Annotated in this window: 17 protein-coding genes; 9 read left to right on the top strand and 8 right to left on the bottom strand. The window is 50.9% G+C overall.

Going from position 1 to position 21,793, the window contains the following annotated elements:
- Positions 1 to 43: 43 nt before the first annotated feature.
- Entirely contained in the window at positions 44 to 2,449 is a 2,406-nt protein-coding gene (locus tag JI741_RS19045) for an ABC transporter permease (RefSeq protein WP_202012600.1), read from the bottom strand.
- A gap of 193 nt (positions 2,450 to 2,642) precedes the next feature.
- Here JI741_RS19045 and JI741_RS19050 point away from each other — a divergent pair, with 193 nt between their 5' ends.
- Positions 2,643 to 2,822, top strand: coding sequence for a FeoB-associated Cys-rich membrane protein (locus JI741_RS19050; protein ID WP_236676163.1), 180 nt, complete (start codon positions 2,643 to 2,645; stop codon positions 2,820 to 2,822).
- A gap of 9 nt (positions 2,823 to 2,831) precedes the next feature.
- On the opposite strand, the gene JI741_RS19055 is transcribed toward JI741_RS19050, so the two are convergent.
- The gene (locus tag JI741_RS19055) at positions 2,832 to 3,854 is read right to left on the bottom strand and encodes a radical SAM/SPASM domain-containing protein (RefSeq protein ID WP_202012601.1); all 1,023 of its coding nucleotides are present in this window, start codon (positions 3,852 to 3,854) and stop codon (positions 2,832 to 2,834) included.
- Positions 3,844 to 5,184: a sensor histidine kinase gene (locus JI741_RS19060; protein WP_202012603.1), complete on the bottom strand. Its 1,341-nt coding sequence runs from the start codon at positions 5,182 to 5,184 to the stop codon at positions 3,844 to 3,846. Before JI741_RS19060 ends, JI741_RS19055 begins: the two co-directional genes overlap by 11 nt.
- 107 nt (positions 5,185 to 5,291) lie before the next feature.
- Between JI741_RS19060 and JI741_RS19065 the strand changes: the two genes are divergently transcribed.
- Positions 5,292 to 6,455, top strand: a complete 1,164-nt coding sequence (locus tag JI741_RS19065) for a lipoprotein N-acyltransferase Lnb domain-containing protein (protein WP_202012605.1) — start codon at positions 5,292 to 5,294, stop codon at positions 6,453 to 6,455.
- A gap of 75 nt (positions 6,456 to 6,530) precedes the next feature.
- Here the strand turns inward: JI741_RS19065 and lpdA are convergent, their stop codons facing one another.
- The 3 genes from lpdA to JI741_RS19080 all read right to left on the bottom strand — a co-directional run bounded on the left by lpdA (position 6,531) and on the right by JI741_RS19080 (position 12,442).
- On the bottom strand, positions 6,531 to 7,928 hold the full coding sequence (gene lpdA, locus JI741_RS19070; protein WP_202012607.1) for a dihydrolipoyl dehydrogenase: 1,398 nt from the start codon (positions 7,926 to 7,928) through the stop codon (positions 6,531 to 6,533).
- Between the two features lie 161 nt (positions 7,929 to 8,089).
- On the bottom strand, positions 8,090 to 9,643 hold the full coding sequence (gene odhB / locus JI741_RS19075) for a 2-oxoglutarate dehydrogenase complex dihydrolipoyllysine-residue succinyltransferase (protein WP_202012609.1): 1,554 nt from the start codon (positions 9,641 to 9,643) through the stop codon (positions 8,090 to 8,092).
- Positions 9,644 to 9,709: 66 nt separating this feature from the next.
- Positions 9,710 to 12,442, bottom strand: a complete 2,733-nt coding sequence (locus JI741_RS19080) for a 2-oxoglutarate dehydrogenase E1 component (protein WP_202012610.1) — start codon at positions 12,440 to 12,442, stop codon at positions 9,710 to 9,712.
- A 200-nt stretch (positions 12,443 to 12,642) separates the two neighbouring features.
- On the opposite strand from JI741_RS19080, the gene JI741_RS19085 reads away from it, so the two are divergent.
- The 7 genes from JI741_RS19085 to JI741_RS19115 all read left to right on the top strand — a co-directional run bounded on the left by JI741_RS19085 (position 12,643) and on the right by JI741_RS19115 (position 19,647).
- Positions 12,643 to 13,188, top strand: a complete 546-nt coding sequence (locus JI741_RS19085) for a 30S ribosomal protein S16 (RefSeq protein ID WP_202012612.1) — start codon at positions 12,643 to 12,645, stop codon at positions 13,186 to 13,188.
- A gap of 65 nt (positions 13,189 to 13,253) precedes the next feature.
- Positions 13,254 to 13,766 (top strand): ribosome maturation factor RimM, encoded by a 513-nt coding sequence (gene rimM / locus JI741_RS19090; protein WP_202012614.1) that lies wholly within the window; start codon positions 13,254 to 13,256, stop codon positions 13,764 to 13,766.
- A gap of 4 nt (positions 13,767 to 13,770) precedes the next feature.
- The gene (gene trmD / locus JI741_RS19095; RefSeq protein ID WP_202012616.1) at positions 13,771 to 14,451 is read left to right on the top strand and encodes a tRNA (guanosine(37)-N1)-methyltransferase TrmD; all 681 of its coding nucleotides are present in this window, start codon (positions 13,771 to 13,773) and stop codon (positions 14,449 to 14,451) included.
- A 90-nt stretch (positions 14,452 to 14,541) separates the two neighbouring features.
- Complete coding sequence (rplS, locus tag JI741_RS19100; RefSeq protein ID WP_202012618.1) at positions 14,542 to 14,895, top strand: 50S ribosomal protein L19; 354 nt, start codon at positions 14,542 to 14,544, stop codon at positions 14,893 to 14,895.
- Between the two features lie 178 nt (positions 14,896 to 15,073).
- Positions 15,074 to 16,144 (top strand): class I fructose-bisphosphate aldolase, encoded by a 1,071-nt coding sequence (locus JI741_RS19105; protein WP_202012620.1) that lies wholly within the window; start codon positions 15,074 to 15,076, stop codon positions 16,142 to 16,144.
- 69 nt (positions 16,145 to 16,213) lie between these two features.
- Positions 16,214 to 17,056 (top strand): acetyl-CoA carboxylase, carboxyltransferase subunit beta, encoded by an 843-nt coding sequence (accD, locus tag JI741_RS19110; RefSeq protein ID WP_202012622.1) that lies wholly within the window; start codon positions 16,214 to 16,216, stop codon positions 17,054 to 17,056.
- 143 nt (positions 17,057 to 17,199) lie between these two features.
- Positions 17,200 to 19,647: an ABC transporter permease gene (locus JI741_RS19115; RefSeq protein ID WP_202012624.1), complete on the top strand. Its 2,448-nt coding sequence runs from the start codon at positions 17,200 to 17,202 to the stop codon at positions 19,645 to 19,647.
- A gap of 31 nt (positions 19,648 to 19,678) precedes the next feature.
- Here JI741_RS19115 and hemE read toward each other — a convergent pair whose 3' ends face one another.
- Together hemE and JI741_RS19125 are read right to left on the bottom strand one after the other, a co-directional pair.
- Entirely contained in the window at positions 19,679 to 20,704 is a 1,026-nt protein-coding gene (hemE, locus tag JI741_RS19120; protein WP_202012625.1) for a uroporphyrinogen decarboxylase, read from the bottom strand.
- A gap of 100 nt (positions 20,705 to 20,804) precedes the next feature.
- Positions 20,805 to 21,785, bottom strand: coding sequence for a hypothetical protein (locus JI741_RS19125; RefSeq protein WP_202012627.1), 981 nt, complete (start codon positions 21,783 to 21,785; stop codon positions 20,805 to 20,807).
- Between the last annotated feature and the right edge of the window lie 8 nt (positions 21,786 to 21,793).

Consider the following 21,793-nt stretch of genomic DNA (forward strand, 5'->3'; position numbering starts at 1 on the left):
TTTACTCCATGCGATCTTCATTCAAACCGATGCTAGAAATTGTTTATTCAGATCTAAGGGATTTCACCGGATTGACCACCGCGGCCTTGAAAGAGCGGTAGCCCACGGTGAACATGGCAATGGCAAGCGTGACCACAAGGCCTATCAAAAATATTTCAGGCCCCATGGTAATCTTATAGGCAAACTCGTCGAGAAACTTGCCCATCACAAACCACGCGGCCGGTGCCGCCACCAGGAACCCAATGGCAATCAACTTCACAAATTCTTTCGAGAACATAAACACAATACTTTCCACGGACGCACCCAGCACTTTGCGAACACCAATTTCTTTGTTCTTTTGATTGGCCATGAAGGTGACCAGGCCAAACAATCCCAAACAACCAATGAAGATGGCGATGGAAGAAAAGATCGCCAACAGAATCGACATCTTTCGTTCGCCGTCATAGAACTCGGCAATCTGCTGATCCAAAAATTCATAGCTGTAGATGTGTTCGGGATACGTGCGTTCCCAAACCGGCTTCAGTTTCGCCAGCACATCCTGCACAGCCGAAGCCTGCACATGAATGGCCATGCGTTCGTAGCCCACGATGTGATTCATGAGCACGGTGGCCTCCACCGGCCGGCGCAACGTTACAGTATGAAAATCTTTCACCACACCCACCACCGGCAACGTGCGGCCGCGAATCCTTAGCATTTTTCCTTCGATATTGGCAGCGTTGGCAAAACCAACCGTGTGTGCCAGTTTTTCATTCACAACAAATCCCGTGGCCGTGTCGAGGTCCTGAAGGTTGTGACCGCTCACAAAGGTGAGCCCGAACAAGCCGGCATAGTTGCCATCGGCAAGCTTCACCTGCGTGGCAAAATTTTCGTCCTTGCCTTCTATCTTCATGTTGGTAGACGATACATATCCTGATGACGGCGGCGCGTTGTTCAAACTTACCTGATCCACACCCGGGAGTGCAGCCACTTCGTCGCGCAATGTTTTCATCTTGCTCACGGTCTCCATCTTTTGCAACGAAGCTTTTTCGGGAATGGGCACAATCAGGATGGCGTCTTTGCGAAAGCCCAGATCTTTTTTCTGGAAGTAGTTCATCTGGTTGATCACCACAATGGTGCCGATGATGAAGAATTGCGAAATGACAAACTGTGCCACCACCAAGGTTCGCCGCAAGGCATAGCCCGACGAGTTCTTATTGCTGATCAGATTTTTCAACGCCAACGCTGGATTAAATCCGGAAACCACAAAGGCCGGATACACACCCGCCAGAAGGGCCACGATGACAAAGACAACAATTATAAAACCCCACAGCTGACCGTCTGACCCAAATCGCAACGCCAGATGCAAGTCGAGAAAAGGATTGAGAAACGTGAGTGCGAGTTGTGTGAAGGCCAGTGCGATTAACAATGAAATGAACGTAACCAGCGCCGTCTCTCCGAGAAACTGACGCACCAGTTGACTCTTTGTGCTTCCCAACGATTTCCGTATGCCCACTTCCTTCGAGCGCTTGATGGCCTCGGCCGTAGCCAGGTTCACAAAGTTGATGCACGCCGTCACAATCAAAATAAACGCGATCACAGCAAACGCTGTCAACATATTTTTATCAATCGTGTTGTAGCTGAACGTGTCGTAGCGTTGATCGAAGTGAAAATCTTTCAGCGGTTGCAAAGAAAAAAGTGTGTGGTCGGGATCTTCTTTGCCAATGTATTTTTCGGTGAACGCTGGCAAGCGCCTTTCGAGCTTTGCTGCATCCTCGCCGGGCTTCAGCAGGATGAAACATTGCTCGTCACTCCAAATGCTGTTCCAGCCCGACGCTTCTCTTTCTTTCTTCACCGTGGCATACGACAACATGAGGTCGAGCGGAAAATCGGTGTTGGCCGGAAAATCTTCCATCACGGCCGTGATCTTGTATTCGTTGTCTTCAAATTTCACAACCTCACCCACGGCGTCTTCCTTCCCAAAAAATTTCAGAGCCCATCGTTTTGAAATCACCGCTTCGTTGGGATCGTCGAGACCTCTCACGGCATCGCCGATCAACACGGGGCGATCGAAGATTTTGAAGAACCCCGGTTCGGTAATCACAACGCCGGCGGTTTCAGTATACTTTTTCGGTTCGCCACTGGGTTGAGGAATGGTGACCAGAGCATCGGCGCGATAGCCGGCAAAGATAACCGCCTCGGCTTCGGGGAAATCGTTGCGGAAAGCTTCGGGCAACGGTGTGGGCACCCCGGCCGAATAGTTCTTGCCATTGTTGCCATCCGACTGCGACACCACTCGGTATATGCGGTCGCGGTGGGTGTGAAAACTATCGAAGGTGGCATGGTGGCGGACCAAAAGAAAAAGCACCAGGCTGCACGTAATCCCCATGGCCAGTCCCGATATGTTGATCAGGGAGCTTCCTTTCCCGCGGAGCAGGTTTCGGATGGCCGTTTTAAAGTAGTTCTTTATCATTAGCGCTTCTGTAAAAATGATTTCACACGTCAATTGGAATGCCGGCGCAAAAAAGGGCGCAACAGTATCCATTTCAACCTCTGGTACGCAAACTTGTTCGTAAATGTTTGATTTTGTCCGGTAGCGAACGGCACTGATGAAATTATTACAACCCGGGCTGCGTTAATGTGGAGGATTCTGTAATTTTAAGCCTATGATTCAGCAGATAATCGTCGGTTCTGTTTTTCTGGTAGCCCTGTTCTATGTGGGCCGTCTCATCTATAAAAGCTTTCAGGCGAAAGCGTCGGGTTGCGCCACGGGCTGTGGCAAATGTGGTGCAGTTGATTTTGAAAAAATCGAAGCCCAGATCAAAAAAGAACAGGCCCGCATTTAGTCTTCAGCCTCAGGCGAAGATTTTTGTTCCTTCCGTACAATTCTTACAAATTTCAATTTCACTTCTCGACCGTAGCAGCGATGCCCGAAACGCATTGTATTTGTCACTGTTCCAGATTTCTTCGAATGTGTTTTCGTTGAGATCGCCCAGCACAAAGTGAGCATCCTTGTCAAAACAGCAGGGCACCACTTTGCCGTCCCAGGTCACCACGCAGCTGTGCCACATCTTCCAGCATTCATTCATCAATTTATTCTTGAGCGCATAGGTGCCGTCGCTTGTTTGCCGGTAGCGCGAATAGCGGTCTTGTGTCGGCATGAGGGGCGAACCGTTTTTGTAGTCATAGATCTGCGCCGTCTTTAACACCACATCGTCCACGCCCAGCTGGTCGGCCAACGCATACACTTCGGGAATCTGATGTTCGTTGGGCTTCACCACCAGGAATTGAAAAATGACGTGGGGCGTTTTCGATTTCAATTCCTTTTTCCAACGCAAAATGTTCTGGGTTCCTTCCAGCACTTTGTTGAGCGAGCCACCGATTCTATAATTCTGATAAGTATCCTGCGATGTGCCATCGATGGAGATGATGAGCCGGTCTAACGACGACTGCACGGTGGCTTTGGCAACATCGTCTTTCAGGTAGTGGGCGTTGGTAGACGTAGCCGTATAGATTCCTTTCTGCGAGGCATATTTCACCATGTCGAGAAACTGCGGATGCAAAAAGGGTTCGCCTTGAAAATAGAACGTGAGATAACTTAGGGTGGGCGCCACTTGGTCGATCACCTTGCGGAACAATTGCTCCTGCAGCATTCCTGTGGGTCGCGTGAACGAACGCAAGCCGCTGGGGCATTCCGGACAACGCAGGTTGCACGATGTGGTGGGCTCGAACGAAAGGCTGATGGGCATGCCGCGCAGCGCGGGTTTGCCGGTGAAGGTTGAGGTGTGATAGCTGGAAAAGACACGGGCAGCATTGTGCACCCGTTTCAGAGAGCTTTTCGAGAGCATATTCACATGGTCCTGCAGCCTAACCTTCATGCAACGTCCGTTGATTCAGGGGCAAAGTAACCACAAAATTACTTCCCTTGCCAAACTCCGAAGTCAGCACAATGTTGCCATTCATTTTCTTGATCACTTCCTTCACAATATACAATCCCAGCCCCGAGCCGCTCGATTTTTCGGTGCCCCTGAAAAACATATCAAAAATCTTGTCCTCATATTCCTTTCGTATGCCAGCCCCATTGTCGGCAATCTCCAGGCGGCATTGTTTGCCATCCTGCACAACAATCACCTTCACCCACAAGCCTTCCCTGCGGAAGTTGTGATATTTGATGGCGTTGGAGATGAGGTTGCTCAACACAATTTTTACGCGGTTTCTGTCCAGAAACACAGGCGAGCTGCTGGCCTCCACATCGAAACGAATGATGTCGGCGCCTGCCATATACTTCAGGTTGGCGATCACCTCCTCGATGAGCGCGTGCAGATCAATTTCTTCCAGCACCAGTTCTGTGCGGGCGTTGCGCGAATACTCGATGATCTCCTGAATAAATTCATCCAGCTTCTGCGATCGCTCGCCGATCATTGAAAAATAGGTGGTGCTTTGGTCGTTCTGTGGTTCTTTGAGTGCCACGTTCACCAAACCCTGAATGGAGAGCAACGGTGCACGCAGGTCATGCGAGGTGCGGTAGACAAACCGGTCGAGCTCGCCGTTGATTTTCTCAAGGTCTTCATTCTTTCGCTGAATGTCTTCCGCCATTTTCAACAACATCCGTTCCGACACGCGGTTGGTCTTCACCATAAAATCAATACACAAGGCAACGATGACCATGGTGGCCACCAGGTTAATCACCACGCTGTTTTGCTGGCTCACGGTAGAGCGCGACAATTGCACGTCGCCAAACAGTTTGAAGTCTACAAACACAAGCAAAATCAAAAGGAAGGCCGGCAGCACGGTGAAGAACAGCCGCAGGTAGCGTTGCGAGTCGTCGAAGATCACATAGGCGATGGTGATCAGTGCGAAAAAGTAAACAAACCCCTGTCGTTCTTTCGGCACCACGTTGCACAAAAAGGCGATGATCGCGTTCAACAAAATCAAAAACAAAAATTTCGATTGCCATTGCCGTCCCGTCTTCATGAGCACAAAAGCCACCACCACCACCAACGCTGCGGCCGATGTCATTATGGGGATGGGCGCAAGGCCCTGATTGATCAGATCTTTAGCGGCATTCAGCAAGGCCACAATGCCCGACGACAGCAGGATGCGCGCATACAAGATATCGTTTCGCCGTGTGAAGAAGGCGTCCCGGTCGGTGGGATACCGGATACCAAAAAAATCCATGGCCTTTTTGCCGTTATCCTGAAGCCCCATAGTCCGGTTTAGGGTGGAATAATACTAAGAAAACCGCTTCTTCCACAGGCCACATCAAAAAATTGAGGGAGGTTTCTATCTTGCACACGATTCTTATCGGCTTCAAAATGAAAAAAATAATCGCAGCCTGCCTGATCTGGCTCCTGAACGGAAGCGTTTTCGGACAAACCTTGTCCAGCGACGCAACCATCTCCGTGATCACCTGCGGCCCCTACCAGGGCGAACTGTACTCTGCCTTTGGCCACAGCGCCTTTCGCGTGGTGGACCCCGAGCAAAACATCGACGCCGTGTTTAACTACGGCGTGTTCGACTTTGACCAGCCCCACTTCTACCTCAACTTTGCCCGCGGCTACCTCAACTACAAACTGGCCGCCTACGACTATCAACATTTCGAGTCGTCCTACATCTACCACAACCGCTTCATCCACGCACAGGTGTTGAACCTCACCGCAGAGCAACGCCAAAAACTTTTTGAATACCTCCGCTGGAACATGCAGCCGGGCAACGAGAACTATCGCTACGACTATTTCTACAATAACTGCGCAACCAAAATCCGCGACGTGGTGGTCACCGCCCTGGGCAAGGAAGTGACCTTCGATGGCTCATATGTAAAAACCGACTACACCATCCGCGACCTCACCGACATCTACCTAAAACACCAGCCCTGGGGCGATCTGGGCATCGACATCTGCCTTGGCTTGCCCATGGACAAAAAAGCCTCGCCGTTCGAATACATGTTTCTTCCCGACTACATCGAGTCAGGATTCGATCATGCCACCATTTTGCAAAACGGTGTGGGTGTTCCCCTGGTGAAAGAAAAATATTCGGTCTATGATGCGCGTGCCGAAGAAGCCCCCACGGGACTTCCGCATCCCTTGTATGTGTTCAGCGCCTTCGCGTTGTTCTGCATCGGCATCACCGTGTGGGACTTCAAGCGAAAAAAAATCTCGACACCGCTGGATGCCGTGCTCTTCACCGTGACGGGGTTGCTGGGGTTGCTGTTGTTCTTTCTGTGGTTCTTCACAGACCATGCCGCTGCCGCTGAAAATTTTAATTTACTGTGGGCCATGCCGACAAACGCCTTCGCCGCGCTGGCCTTGATGAGACGATTGCCGTGGCTTCGGATTTATTTTCTCTGCATCGCCATACTTAGCGCGATCACCCTGGTGGTGTGGCCCATACTTCCGCAACAGCTGAACTGCGCGCTCATTCCAATAGTCGTTGCCATTCTTGTGCGATCCTTTGCAGAATATCGTCTATGGAAAAAATGAGTTCCTGCCGGGAGACATTTCGGCAGAAACTCATTTCATTATCTTAATCAGATTTTATTGCTTAACCGCGACGCATCAAAGATGAATCGGGCGGTTGGCTGTGGCCGCGAGGCAGGCTTCTTTCACCGCTTCCATATACGTGGGGTGCGCGTGCGACATTCTTGAAACATCTTCGGCCGATGCGCGGAACTCCATGGCGGTTACGCCCGCGGCAATCATGTCGGCAGCGCGTGCGCCAATGATGTGCACGCCCAGAATTTCGTCGGTTTGTTTGTCGGCCAGAATTTTCACAAAGCCGTCGGTGTCCATGCTGGCACGTGCTCGTCCCAACGCTTTGTAAGGGAAGTTGCCAACCTTGTATGCTTTGCCGTCGGTCTTCAATTGTTCTTCGGTGTAGCCCACGCTGGCCACTTCGGGCCAGGTATACACCACGCCCGGAATGAGCAGGTAGTGCACGTGAGGTTTTTGTCCTGCAAATTGCTCGGCCACAAACGTGCCTTCTTCTTCGGCTTTGTGTGCCAGCATGGCGCCCTTCACCACATCGCCGATAGCGTATATATTATCGACTTTTGTTTTCAAATGTTCGTCAACCGGAATTTGCCCCTTCACAGTTTCGATACCGATTTTGTCAAGACCAAGGCCATCGGTGTAGGGTTTTCTTCCAATGCTCACGAGGCAGTAGTCGCCTTTCAGTTCCACCACCTTGCCGTCTTTCGATTCGGCTTTCACAGTCACTTCGTTGCCGCTGTTTTGCACCGAGGTCACTTTGTGGCCAAGGAAAAATTCCATGCCCAGCTTCTTGGTCACCTTCAGCAACTCCTTGCCCAGCGAACCGTCCATGGTAGGAATGAGGCTGTCGAGAAATTCAACTACAGTCACTTTCGATCCGAGGCGTGCATACACCGAGCCGAGCTCCATGCCAATCACACCACCGCCAATCACAATCATGTGCTTGGGAACTTCTTTCAACTCCAAAGCTTCGGTGCTGGAGATAATTCTCTTTTTATCAAACGACGCGAAGGGCAGCGGCGTAGGTTTGGAACCTGTGGCGATGATGACACGCTCGGTGGTGATCACCGATTCTTTTCCATCGGCAGCCGTCACCTTAATGGTATTCTTGTCCACAAACGAACCCACGCCGGTGAGCACGTCTATTTTATTTTTCTTCATCAAAAAAGCAATACCGTCCACGTTGGCTTTCACCACATCGCTCTTCCGCTTAATCATTTGTGTGATGTTCACTTTCGGCGCCGGAATGTCGATGCCGTGTTCTGCAAAATGATTCTTGGCCGTGATGAAATGCTCCGACGAATCGAGGAGCGCTTTAGAGGGAATGCAGCCCACATTCAAACACGTTCCACCCAGCGTGTCATATTTTTCGATGATGGCGGTTTTAAAACCCAGCTGTGCACAACGGATGGCCGCTACGTAACCTCCGGGACCTGAACCAATGACTGCGACGTTGTATTGCATATTTCTTTTTATTGATGTCTTATTTTTTTACTGATGTCCAACGAGCGGTCGTGTAGCCTGTCGCGGACGTGTTGAAGCGATATCTTTTCTACAGAAAACAGGCACAAACAAAGATCGATGCCGATGCATTCGTCTTCATTCATGCCTGTTTGTGTATGGTCTTAAACGCCGAGGATCAGTCTTCCCGGATCTTCGAGCATTTCTTTCACGCGCACCAGGAAGCTCACCGACTCGCGGCCGTCCACAATGCGGTGATCGTATGACAATGCCACATACATGATGGGGCGAATCACAATCTCTCCGTTTTTCACCACCGCGCGTTCCACGATGTTGTGCATACCCAAAATGGCTGATTGAGGCGGGTTCAGGATGGGCGTTGAAAGCATAGAGCCAAACACACCACCATTGGTGATGGAAAATGTTCCTCCCGTCATTTCTTCGATCGACAGTTTTCCGTCGCGGCCTTTTCCGGCCAGGCGCACCACTTCGCTTTCAATCTGGTTGAAGCTGAGGGCTTCCGCATTGCGGATAACGGGAACCACCAACCCACGCGGCGTCGACACGGCGATGGACACATCGCAGTAGTCGTGATAGATAATTTCATCGCCGTTGATAGACGCGTTCACCGCCGGGAATTCTTTCAACGCTGCACAGACAGCCTTCGTGAAGAACGACATGAAGCCAAGGCCCACGCCATACTTTTCTTTGAACTGATCTTTGTAGCGCGAGCGAAGTTCCATCACCGGTTTCATATCCACCTCGTTAAACGTGGTGAGCATGGCCGTTTCGTTCTTCACCGACACCAAACGTTTGGCGATGGTTTTGCGAAGCGATGTCATTTTTTCGTTGCGCACATTGCGTCCTCCACCCGATGCAATCACGGGAGGTGCCAAAGGCGCTTTCGCTTCTGCGGGCTTCGTGGGCGCTGTGGCGGCAGGTGCTTTTTGTGCATTCTGCGCATCGTCTTTTGTGATTCTTCCACCCACGCCCGATCCGGCTACCTGGTTGGAAGGAATTCCTTTTTCGTCGAGAATTTTTGCTGCGGCAGGAGAAGGATGACCGGCTGCGTAGGTTTTGTCGCCAGCGGCTACAGCGGCCTTCTCGGCAGGTTGTGCAGCGGCCGCGCCATTGGATGCGGCGGCTCCTTCAGTGATTTCTATTTTGCAGATCAGGCCTCCGATAGGAAGCGTGGTTTTTTCCTGTGCCACAATGCGAAGAATACCGGTGGCTTCTGCGGGCAGCTCAAACGTTGCTTTGTCAGATTCCACTTCGGCAATCACTTCATCAAGCTTCACCAGATCACCGTCTTTCTTCAACCAGGTAGAGATGGTCACTTCGGTGATCGACTCGCCTACTGTTGGCACTTTCATTTCCTTCACACCGCCGGTGGCTTTCTTGGCGTCGGGTGCAGGTGTTGCCGCCGGGGCCGCAGCTGCGGGAGTTGCCGCAGGTTGTGCAGGGGCTGCTGCCGCTGCCTGACCCGATGGTTCCACCTCGCAGATCAGTTCGCCAATAGGAACCGTCTCGCCTTGTTGTTTCACGATCTTCAACACGCCCGCGCTGGGTGCCGTGAGCTCGAACGTTGCTTTGTCTGATTCCAGTTCGGCAATCACCTCGTCCAGCTTCACCACGTCGCCGTCTTTCTTCAGCCAGTTGGCGATGGTCACCTCGGTGATCGATTCGCCTACAGTGGGCACTTTTATTTGAATAGCCATTCTCGTTTTGATGTTTTAAATGAGAGATATATTTTCTACCGAAGCCTTATGCTTCGCTACACATGTTTAGATTTCGAACGCCTTGTTCACCAGTTTCTCCTGCTCCACTTTGTGAACTTTCGAGAAGCCTGTGGCAGGCGATGCGCTGGCTTTGCGCGACACCAGTTCAAGCTCATACTTCGGCATCATTCTCAGAATGTAAGACAAGCATCCCATGTTGGCAGGTTCTTCTTGTGCCCACACCAGCTTGGCGTCTTTGTATTTCTTCAGGATGTTCTTTAACTGTTTTTCCGGGAACGGATACAATTGTTCCATCCGAACAATGGCTGCGTCTTTCACTTTACGTTTCTGTTGTGCCTCGGCAAGATCGTAGTAGATTTTGCCCGAGCAAAGAATCACACGCTTCACATCTTTTGCGGCCACACCCGATGGATCATCCAACACTTCGTTGAACGTTCCGGTGGTAAATTCTTTCAAAGGAGAAATAACCGCGGGATGTCTCAACAACGATTTGGGTGAGAACACAATGCAGGGCTTGCGGAATGGCCATGTCACCTGTCTTCTCAGCAAGTGGAAGAAGTTGGACGGTGTGGTGGGGTTTGTCACCACCATGTTATATTCTGCAGAGAGCTGCAGGAATCTTTCAGGACGGCAGCTGGAGTGTTCAGGGCCCTGGCCTTCGTAGCCGTGGGGAAGCAACATCACCAATCCGTTCATGCGCTGCCATTTCGATTCGGCGCTGGAAATAAATTGATCGATGATTACCTGCGCGCCATTCACGAAGTCACCAAACTGGGCTTCCCACAACACCAACGCACTCGGCGACGACATCGCATAGCCATACTCAAATCCCAACACACCAAACTCCGACAACAGGGAGTTGAAGATTTGGAATTTGGTTTGCGTTTTGTCGATGTTGTTCAGACCGCAATAGGGCTCGTTGCTGTTTGCATCAAAGAAATAGGCGTGACGGTGCGAGAACGTGCCACGACGAACGTCCTGTCCGGACATGCGCACGGGAGTTTTCTCGGCCAGCAACGAACCATAGGCCAACAGTTCGGCCTCAGCCCAACCCAGCACTTTGGTTTCGAAGAACGCCGCCGAACGGTCTTTCAACAGTTTTTCAATTTGCTTCAGCGGTTTGAATCCTTCGGGGATGGTGGTTAAGGCCTTTCCTACTTTTTCAATCACGCTTTCCTTAATTCCAGTTTCCGGCGACTTGTCAAAGTCTTCCGGAGTGGACCAACGCATCTGCTCCCACTCGGCTTCAATCTTCTGAGGCTTGTAGGGCAACGGTTTTTGTTTCACTTCATTCAACCGGTCTTGCAACTGATTTCTGAAGTTCTTATCCATCTCATCGGCCAGAGCAGCATCAACATCGCCACGTTCTACCAGTCTCTTCACATAGATCTCGCGGGGATTCTCGTGTTTGGCAATGATGTTATACAATTTCGGTTGTGTGAATTTCGGCTCATCGCTTTCGTTGTGCCCGTGACGACGGTAGCACAGCAAGTCGATAAAAATATCCTGACCGAATTTCTGACGATACTCCACGGCCAGTTTGGCTGCGAAGCTCACCGCTTCAGCATCGTCGCCGTTCACGTGCAGCACGGGAGCGTCAACGATCTTGGCGAGGTCTGTACAGTAAATGCTGGTGCGGGCGTCGTCGTAGTCTGTCGTGAAGCCTACCTGGTTGTTGATCACAAAGTGGATCGTTCCACCGGTGGTGTAGCCGGGCAAGCCCGACATCTGCAACAACTCATACACAATGCCTTGTCCTGCCACGGCGGCGTCGCCGTGAATGAGGATGGCCATGCCTTTGGTAAGGTCTCCTTTATATTCGTCGTCAATCTGACCGCGTGTGTAGCCAATCACCAACGGATCTACCGCCTCAAGGTGAGAAGGATTCGGGGTCAGCTTCAAATAGATTTTCTTGCCCGATGGAGTGTTGATGTGGCTGGAGTAGCCCAGGTGATATTTCACATCGCCATCGCCCATGGTTTGCTCAGGGCTCACGTTGCCTTCAAACTCGGTGAAGATCTGTTCGTAGGTTTTTCCAAGAATGTTGGAGAGCACGTTCAAACGTCCGCGGTGGGCCATGCCGATCACCACTTCTTTCACGTCGAGTTCGGCTGCTTTGTTAATGATGGTTTGCAGCGCGGGGATTGTGTTTTCGCCACCTTCCAGCGAGAAGCGTTTTTGTCCTAAGAATTTCGTGTGAAGGAAATTCTCGAACACCACCGCTTCGTTCAGCTTGGTGAGAATGCTCTTTTTCTCATCGATGCTGGGGTTGTAGGTGAAATATTGTTGTTCGCATTTCTGGAAGAACCACTGGCGAATTTCGTCGTTGCGAATAAAGTTGTATTCAAAACCGATGGGGCCGAGATAGACTGCCTTCAGTTTCTCGATGATCTTTCGCAACGTGGCGCGGCCCATGCCGATTTCGGCGCCCACGTCAAACTCGGTGTCGAGGTCGGCGTCGGTGAGGCCCACGTTGGTGTGGTCGAAGTTGACCTGGTGGTTGCGGCGTTCGCGAACGGGGTTGGTTTTGGATTTGAGGTGACCGAACGAGCGGTACACGAAGATCAGGTTTCGAACCTGCGTTTCTTTTAAAGAAAGGGAATCGTCAGCACCTTTGGGACCGTGGCCGTTTTCGCCGAAGCGTTGGGCGGAGAAGTCATATCCCTCGAAAAACTTCTGCCAGGTAGGATCTACCGCATTGGGATCCTTTTTGTAGGTTTGGTAGAGTTGGTCAAGATAACCAACGTCTGCATTGGAGATGTATGAATAATTATCCATGATTTTTTTGAAAGCCAACAAATGTAGAGAAGTGGTTTTAGATATAAAAATTGAATACTCGCGTAAACAAATACTTAACAATTCCCTTTTTACACGAACGGCTTTCTCCCCTCGGCATTGTCAAACCCGAAAAATCCCTTAACTTTGCGGTCTTTAAAAAAATACAGGACGAGTTCCAACTATTTTAAACTGAAACAGTAATGGTTAAAATCAGATTGGCCCGCAGAGGCCGCAAGAAACTGGCAATGTACGATGTAGTCGTAGCCGACGCCAGAGCACCACGCGATGGTCGCTTTATTGAAAAGATCGGGACTTACAATCCCCTCACAAACCCCGCTTCGATCGACCTGAATGACGAAAAAGCATTCAAATGGTTGATGAACGGTGCTCAGCCTTCCGACACGGTGAAAGCTATGCTTTCGTATCGTGGCATCATGCTGAAGAAACATTTGCAGATCGGTGTCATCAAAGGCGCGCTCACACAAGAGCAAGCCGATGCTAAACTGGCTGAGTGGCTGAAGAGCAAGGAAGTTAAGATCGAATCGAAACGCGATCAGCTTTCTCAATCGAAAGACGCACAAGCAAAAGCCCGCAAGGCTGCTGAAACCAAGATTAAAGAAGCACGCGCCGAAGCCATCCGCAAGAAGGCTCAGGTTGCCGAAGCCGCTGCTGCCGCACAACCTGCTGCTGAAGCTGCCCCTGCTGAAACGGAAGCTCCTGCTGCCGAAAGCACCGAACAGGCTTAATCGTAGAACTGACTATCACAAATGCCAATGTGTTTCCACGCATTGGCATTTTTTATTTCTCCCCTATGGACATCGAACAGTGCTTTAAGATCGGCTTCATTCTGAAACCCCACGGCCTCAAAGGCGAAGTGACCGTTTCGCTTGACGAAGAAGCTCCCGAAAACCTGGCGGAACTGAAGATCCTTTTCCTGGAGAAGGACAAGCGTCTGGTTCCCTATTTTATACAGACGGCTTCGGTGCAGCGCGCCAAAGCCCTCGTGAAATTTGAAGACGTAGACTCCATTGAGGACGCGGAGAAGATTTCGAAGCATGCCCTCTATGTCGAAAAATCGGCCCGCCCCAAATCCGGACGCGGCGAATTCTATAGCGACGAAGTGATCGGCTTTGAAGTGTGGGACACCGACGCGGGCCTGTTGGGAACCATCGCCGAAGTGCAATCCGGCGCCAACCCGTTATTGGTGGTGCACCAGGAAGAACGTGAAGTGCTGGTGCCCGTGAATGGCCCCTTCATCACCGGTGTCAACAAGAGCAAAAAACGGATCAACGTGAATCTTCCAGAGGGATTTTTGGATATTTGACACTATGCACATTGACATCCTCACGTGTTTGCCCCGGCTCATTGAAAGCCCGTTTTCGGATTCGATACTGAAGCGCGCGCAAACCAAAAACCTGGTCACCGTAAACATCATCGACCTGCGCCAATACGCTACCAACAAGCACCGCACCACCGACGACTATGCGTTTGGCGGAGGCGCTGGCATGGTGATGACCATCGAACCCATCGACAATTGTCTGACCGACCTCAAATCGAAGCGCACCTACGACGACATTATTTATATGAGCCCCGATGGCGAGCGCCTGTCGCAGCCCCTGGCCAACGAGTTGAGTTTGAAGAAGAACCTCATCTTGCTGTGTGGCCATTATAAGGGTGTTGACGAGCGCGTGCGGCAGCACCTTGTTACGCGCGAGATCAGCATCGGCGACTATGTGCTTTCGGGGGGTGAGCTGGCCGCGGCCGTTGTGGCCGACGCCATTGTGCGCCTCATCCCAGGCGTTTTGTCGGACGAGACCTCGGCCCTCAGCGATTCTTTCCAGGACAACCTCATTGCCCCACCGGTCTACACCCGGCCTGCGGAGTATAAAGGCTGGACGGTTCCCGAGGTACTTTTGTCAGGTCATCAGGCCAAAATTGAGGAATGGCGTCATGAACAATCACTGGAAAGAACCCAAAAAAGGCGTCCAGAACTGCTTCAAAAGCCCTGATTGCTAATTTTCTGGAAACATTCGACAATCAACTTCTGAAATTTCAATTCTTTCCCTACATTTGCAGTCCATTTTCAAAACCATCGTGTTATGGCAGATTTAATTAAACTCGTAGAGGCGGAATTTGCGAAAGTCCGTGAATCACTTCCCAGCTTTAAGCCTGGCGACACCGTGAATGTTCACGTAAAAATAAAAGAAGGAAACAAGGAGCGTATCCAGCAGTTTCAGGGCACTGTGATTCAACGCAGAGGCTCGAACGGCAACGGCGAAACCTTCACCGTACGGAAAATCTCCAACGGCGTCGGCGTGGAGCGTATCTTCCCGATCGTTTCTCCCAGCATCGATAAAATCGAAGTTTTGAAACAAGGTAAAGTGCGTCGTGCAAAACTGTACTACCTGAAAGGCAAACAAGGCAAAGCTGCCCGTATCAAAGAGAAGATCTAATACAGACTATAAATTTGTCAGGAAAAGCCATTCCCCGCGGAGTGGCTTTTTTGTTTTTCACGGGGTTTCTACGTAATCGCTGAACACGATTGAAATGGATCAAAAACCGCGAAATTCGCGCCAATTAGCATACTATTAAATAATTAATAACTTTGTCCCCTCGCATAAAAAACCAACTATGGCAAGAAACATCGCTGACTTACTTGGGAAGGATGCAGACTACCTGCTGAAGCACCAAAGTAAAACCATTTCGAAGGATCAACTCCAGACGCCCAGTCCGGATTTTGTTGACAAAGTTTTCGCTCAAACCAATCGTAACACGCAAGTGTTGCGCAGCTTGCAAGCCTTGTATGGAACAGGCCGTCTGGCCAACACCGGCTTCGTATCTATTCTTCCCATCGACCAGGGCATCGAGCATAGCGCCGGTGCATCGTTCGCAAAAAATCCTGCCTACTTCGATCCTGAAAACATCGTGAAGCTTGCCATTGAAGGCGGATGCAACGGTGTGGCCACCACGTTTGGCGCACTGGCCATGATGTCTAGAAAATATGCCCACAAGATTCCTTTCATTGTAAAGATCAACCATAACGAGTTGCTCACCTACCCCAACAAGGCCGACCAGATTATGTTCGGTTCTATCGACGACGCCTGGAACCTGGGTGCCGTGGCTGTAGGCGCAACCATCTACTTCGGATCGGACAACGCAACCCGTCAGATCATCGAAGTATCGAAAGCGTTTGAGCGCGCTCACCAGCTTGGTATGGCCACTATTCTTTGGTGCTACACCCGCAACAACGCCTTCAAGAAAGACGGAATCGACTATCACGTGTCGGCCGACCTTAGCGGGCAGGCAAACCACCTGGGCGTGACTATCCAGGCCGACATCATCAAGCAGAAAATGGCAGAAACCAACGGCGGCTACAAAATGCTTAACACCGGAGGCAGCAGCTACGGCAAGCTTGACGAAAGAATCTATACCGAACTCACATCCGATCACCCGATCGACCTTTGCCGCTACCAGGTGCTGAATTGCTACAACGGCCGCGCCGGTTTGATTAGCTCAGGTGGCGAATCGAAAGGTGCCAGCGACTTGGCCGATGCCGTGCGCACAGCCGTCATCAACAAACGCGCCGGTGGAACGGGCTTGATCTCGGGCCGCAAAGCCTTCCAACGCCCCATGAAAGAAGGCGTGGAGATCCTGAATGCCATCCAGGATATTTACCTCGATAAATCGATCGATTTAGCATAATGAAATTGTAATTTCAGCCGATGGACCTCACCGTCCATCGGCTTTCTTTTTTACAAAATTTTTTTTCCTATGTCTTGGTTCAAACGCAGCGATAAAGGTATTCTAACCCCCACCGAATCTAAACGTGAAGTGCCCGATGGCCTGTGGTTCAAATCGCCCGCTGGCAAAATTGTGCACACCCGCGAATTGAAGAACAACGCCTATGTGGTGCCCGACGAGGACTATCATGTGCGCATTGGCTCGGAAGAATATTTTGAAGTGCTGTTCGATGAAGGTAAATACACGGAGCTTGACGTGAACATGGAGTCGGCCGACCCCTTGAAATTCAAGGACACGAAGCCGTATCCCAAGCGCATTAAAGAAAGCCAGGAGAAGTCGCAATTGAAGGACGCCGTGCGCACAGCCTATGGCAAAATGGGCGGCATGGACATCACCATTGCCTGCATGGACTTCAGTTTCATTGGCGGCTCAATGGGGTCGGTTGTGGGCGAAAAAATTGCCCGCGCCATGGACCACAGCCTCCACAATAAAAAACCGTTCCTCATGATCTCCCGCTCCGGCGGCGCCCGCATGATGGAAGCAGGCTTGTCGCTGATGCAGATGGCCAAGACTTCGGCCAAGATCGCGTTGCTCGACGAAGCAAAAGTTCCCTACATATCGTTGCTCACAGACCCCACAACGGGCGGTGTCACCGCGTCGTATGCCATGCTGGGCGACTTCAACATTGCCGAACCCGGCGCGCTTATCGGTTTTGCCGGACCACGCGTTATTCGTGAGACCATTGGCAAAGATCTTCCCAAGGGTTTTCAAAGCGCCGAGTTTGTTCTTGAGCACGGTTTCCTCGACTTCATTGTCGACCGCCGCAACATGAAGAACAGACTCTCTACCCTGCTGCGCATGTTGCAGCCGTAGACCGTCCGCACACGAACAAATTCCTTCCTTTTCGAACATGACATTCCTTGCCCTGGAGCAGGAAACAGTGCCAGCATGATGAATTATGCCTATTCCGAAATGGCACATGGATTGACAGTGGACATCCTTGTAAACTCTTCGCTATGATCCGGAACTATATCAAGGTTGCCATCCGCAGCCTCATCAAACAAAAGGTATATACGCTCATCAACGTTCTTGGCTTGTCGGTGGGCATCGCCAGCTGTGTGCTCATCACCATGTTTGTTGCCGAAGAATTTTCGTACGATAAATTCCTGGCCAACGTCGACCGCATCTATAAGGTGGCACTCGAACGGAAGTATCCCAATCATGCTACCAACTATGCCATCATCCCTCACTCGTACGCCGATGTGATGGGTCGCGATTTCGCAGAAGTGGAAGATGTGGTGAAAGTGAGCGGCCCCATCAACAACGTGGCGGTAAACTATACCGATGCACACAACGAAGTGAAACAGTTCGAAGAGAACTTTCTGATGGCGGCCGACTCGAACTTCTTTTCGTTTTTCAGCCTCAATCTGGTGAAAGGCGACGCCAAAAAGGTGTTGACAAAACCCACCGACATTGTACTGACAGAAGAAACGGCACGCCGCTATTTTGGGACGGAAGAGCCCGTTGGCAAAACGCTCAAAATTTTTAACCAGGATTTCAACATCACCGGCATCTGCGAAAATCTGCCGGACAACTCCCATTTCAAATTCGATTTCCTGTCGAAGTGGGACGACCAGTTTTTTGGTAATGGTGTGAAGGTGAACTTCACCACGTTCTCGGCCCATGTGTATTTGAAACTTAAGCCGGGCGCCGACGCCACTGCCCTCGTGGCAAAATTTCCAAAGATGGTCGACACCTATGCCGCCGCACAGATCGAGCAAGACCTGGGCAAATCGTGGGCTGACTATAAACGCGAAGGCAATGGCTATCGCTATTATCTTCAACCGCTCACGTCCATTCACCTCGACCCTACCAACCAGGAAGCCAAGATGCGTCCCGGGGGAAATCGGAATTATGTTTACTTCCTCATCTGCATCGCGTCGCTCATTTTGGTCATTGCCTGCATCAACTTCATGAACCTGGCCACCGCCCGCTCGGCCGAACGCGCACGCGAAGTTGGTGTTCGCAAAACCATGGGTTCGCTGAAGGGACAACTTATTTATCAATTTCTGATTGAGTCCATTTTGCTAAGCGTGTTTGCTACGTGCCTCGCCGTTGGCTTCACGCAACTTGCATTGCCATCGTTTAACAACCTTGCCGGCAAACATCTGTCCTTTCCCGTCACGCCGCTCATGATCGGATCGCTGGCATTGATTGCTTTGCTGGTTGGATTTCTGGCCGGAAGCTATCCGGCATTCGCGCTCTCTTCCATCAATCCCATTGTGGTGATGAAAGGAAAATTTACCAACTCTGCCAAGGGCACATGGCTGCGCAACGGCCTGGTGATTTTTCAATTCTTCATTTCCATTGTGCTGATTGTGGGCACACTCACTGTGTCGAAGCAAATGACGTTTATGCAAAGCAAATCGCTGGGCTATGACAAAGAGCAAGTGCTGGTGGTTGACCGCGCATTTGCATTGACAACAAAAGTGCAGACCTATATAGACGAAATGAAACGCGTGCCCGGCGTTGTGGATGCAGCCGCATCGTTCTCGCTGTTGGGACGTCAGGGTGATTTCTTTGGTGCCCAGTTTACGCCGGAAGGATCGTCGGAAATTCTCACCACAAAAAGCATGGCCATCGACGACGACTTTGCAAAGACCATCGGCTTCGAGTTTGTGGAAGGCCGTGGCTATTCGAAAGAAACAAACGATTCGCTTTCCATCGTTCTCAATGAAACGGCTGTCAAAACCATGGGCCTCACCGATCCCGTGGGCAAGAAACTAACACAGGTGGTTCGTCGTCGCGAGGGCAATGTCGAAGTGGCCTACACCATCATCGGCATCATCAAAGACTTCAACTTTCAATCGTTGCGCGATCCCATCACACCGCTCACCATCCAGAGCATCGAAAGCTTTGGTGGCGGCGCCGGCTATGTGATGGTGCGCCTCAATGGAAAAGAAGCCACGCGCATTGTGGAAGCTGCCGAAGCAAAATGGAAAGAGCTAGTGCCTGCGCAGTCCTTCAAATACTTGTTCCTCGATCAGGATCTGAACGCGCAATATGCTGCCGAGCGCCAGGCCGGCGAAGTGTTTGCCGTGTTCTCCGGGCTTGCCATCATCATTGCCTGCGTGGGTTTGTTTGGACTTGCTGCCTACACGGCCAATCTCAGAACCAAAGAAATTGGTGTGCGCAAAGTGATGGGTGCGTCTGTATTCAGCGTGGTGGTGCTGCTGTCGAAAGATTTCACAAAACTTATTCTTGTGGCCTTTGTGCTTTCCGTGCCGGTGTCGTGGTTCATCATGGACCGGTGGCTGGAGGGCTTTGCCTATCGCATAGAGATGGGCGTGGGAGTGTTTTTGCTGGCGGGTTTCACGGCTACGTTAATTTCGTGGATCACGGTGAGCTACCAGTCCATTCGCGCGGCCATTGTCAACCCCATAAAGTCGCTGCGCAGCGAATAGCCACGAGTGGTTCAAATGTCAGCGTATAGCCCTACCGCTTTGTAGCGCTATATTCTTTCACTGTGTCAATAAAACATTTCACTTTGTCCACCTCGATGTCGGGATAGAGACCGTGACCGAGGTTGGCGATGTGTTTGTGCGAACCAAAGGCATCGATCATCTTTTTTGTTTCGCGACGCACGTCATCAAGCGAACCATAGAGCGCGCATGGGTCGAGGTTTCCTTGTAACACTTTGTTTGGCAACAATGCGCGGGATTCGGCAATGCCCATGTTCCAATCCAACCCTACCACATTACAATTGATGCTGTTCATTTCGGGGCGCGCAAAAAATGCGCCTTTGGCAAACACGATTTTGGGAACATCGTTACCCAAGGCATCACAAATTTTTGAAATATACTTCAGCGAAAACTCGGCATATTGATCGGGCGACAGAATGCCGGCCCACGAATCGAAGATCTGCACAGTGTCGGCACCGGCCTTGATCTGGCCCTTCAGATAGTGGATGGTGCTTTGTGTGATCATCTCCAGCAGCTGATGCGAAAAAGCAGGTTGTGTATAGAGCATTTTCTTTGCCTGACTAAACGTCTTGCTGCCCTTGCCCTCGATCATGTATGAAAAAATTGTCCACGGTGCGCCGGCAAACCCGATGAGGGGCACCTTGCCGTTCAGTTCTTTTTTGGTGAGTTTGATGGCGTCCAGCACATACTGCAGCTCTTCGGCCTCGGCAATGTGCAGCGACGAAAGGTCGGCCGTGGAGGCTATTCTTTTGGGGAACACAGGCCCCCTGTTTTCCTCCATTTCATAGTTAAGGCCCATCGCTTCCGGAATCACCAGGATGTCGGAGAAAATGATGGCGGCATCCACCCCCAGAATATCCACCGGCTGAATGGTCACTTCTGCGGCCAGCTCGGGAGTCTTCACCAGGTTTTTAAAATCCTTTGCCGTCTCCCTCACTTTCCTGTATTCCGGCAAAATGCGGCCAGCCTGGCGCATAAGCCAGACGGGAGTGCGTGATGTGGGGAGGTTGTTGGCGGTGTCGAGGAGGAGAGTATTCATGACGGCTTGAATTGGCGCGCAAGATAAGCCTCATCCGTAACAAACAAAAGCCCCTTCAGAACGGGTCTGAAGGGGCTTTATCAAAGCTTTTTAAGCCGGTTTATTTGGGCTCAAATTGCCAGTCGTATTCCGTTTCTTCTTCGTTTGCGTCCACAATGAGGATGTGGATTGATATTGTGCCCGAGCATTGATCATAAGACCCTTCACCCGACACGGTCGAGCCATCTCCCAATACTTGCTCAGCAACGGTAATCGACTGCTGGCTAGGATTTGTGGTGGACACTTCGAATACAGCCGATATCGAATAGCCGGTGTCATGAATATTCGAAATAACATACTCGTCTTCCGTGGCACCGTCTACGTCCAGCGACACTTCGCTATCGTAGAATTCCGATACATCGCCGCTTTCATACAGCTCAACAGTTTTGTATTCAGTTTCCCATGATTCAGCATAGGGACAAAACTCTGTGGCATTGAAGGTAAGCTTCTGTGCCGGATAGAACTGATCGCTATCGAATAAGCCTGATGCAAGGATAAGTTCTGCTCCAACTTTCGAACCATCGGTCAGGTTCAGATCGCTCTCCAGGTTGATGCCTGGCTGATACAGTGTGAGAAGTTGGTCAATTGCAGCGGGATCGGTGTAGTCTGTGATGCCAATTTTAGCAAGGATATCTGTGAGCTTCAGGCTTACGGATACCCAAGGGCGATCATAGTCGTCCGTCTTCTTGAATTCAGAAAACGGAACGGTTTTGATGGGCACTCTTTCGGTTGTTACCACGCCGGCCGTTTTTGTTTTCTTGATCACAAAGATATCAACGCTTGCCAATGTCTCGGGATCTTCCGACAGATACTCCGCGTCGAATGAAAACACTTCGGTGCCCTGGATAACACGCGGAAAAAATTCTGCGCCCGGTATGCCTTCGAAGTAGATGTTTTCCAGCTGCGTTCCACGCAGGGCCAGAATCGTACCCTTCTTAACCTCTTTGGTCTTCAAGGGGTCCAGTGACTCGTCGGTACAAGAGAACGTAAATGCACCGAGCGCCGCGACTAGAATTGAACTATATATTGAAAATTTTCTCATGGCTTTCG

This window comes from Chryseolinea lacunae (genome assembly GCF_016735595.1).
Lineage (GTDB): Bacteria > Bacteroidota > Bacteroidia > Cytophagales > Cyclobacteriaceae > Chryseolinea > Chryseolinea lacunae.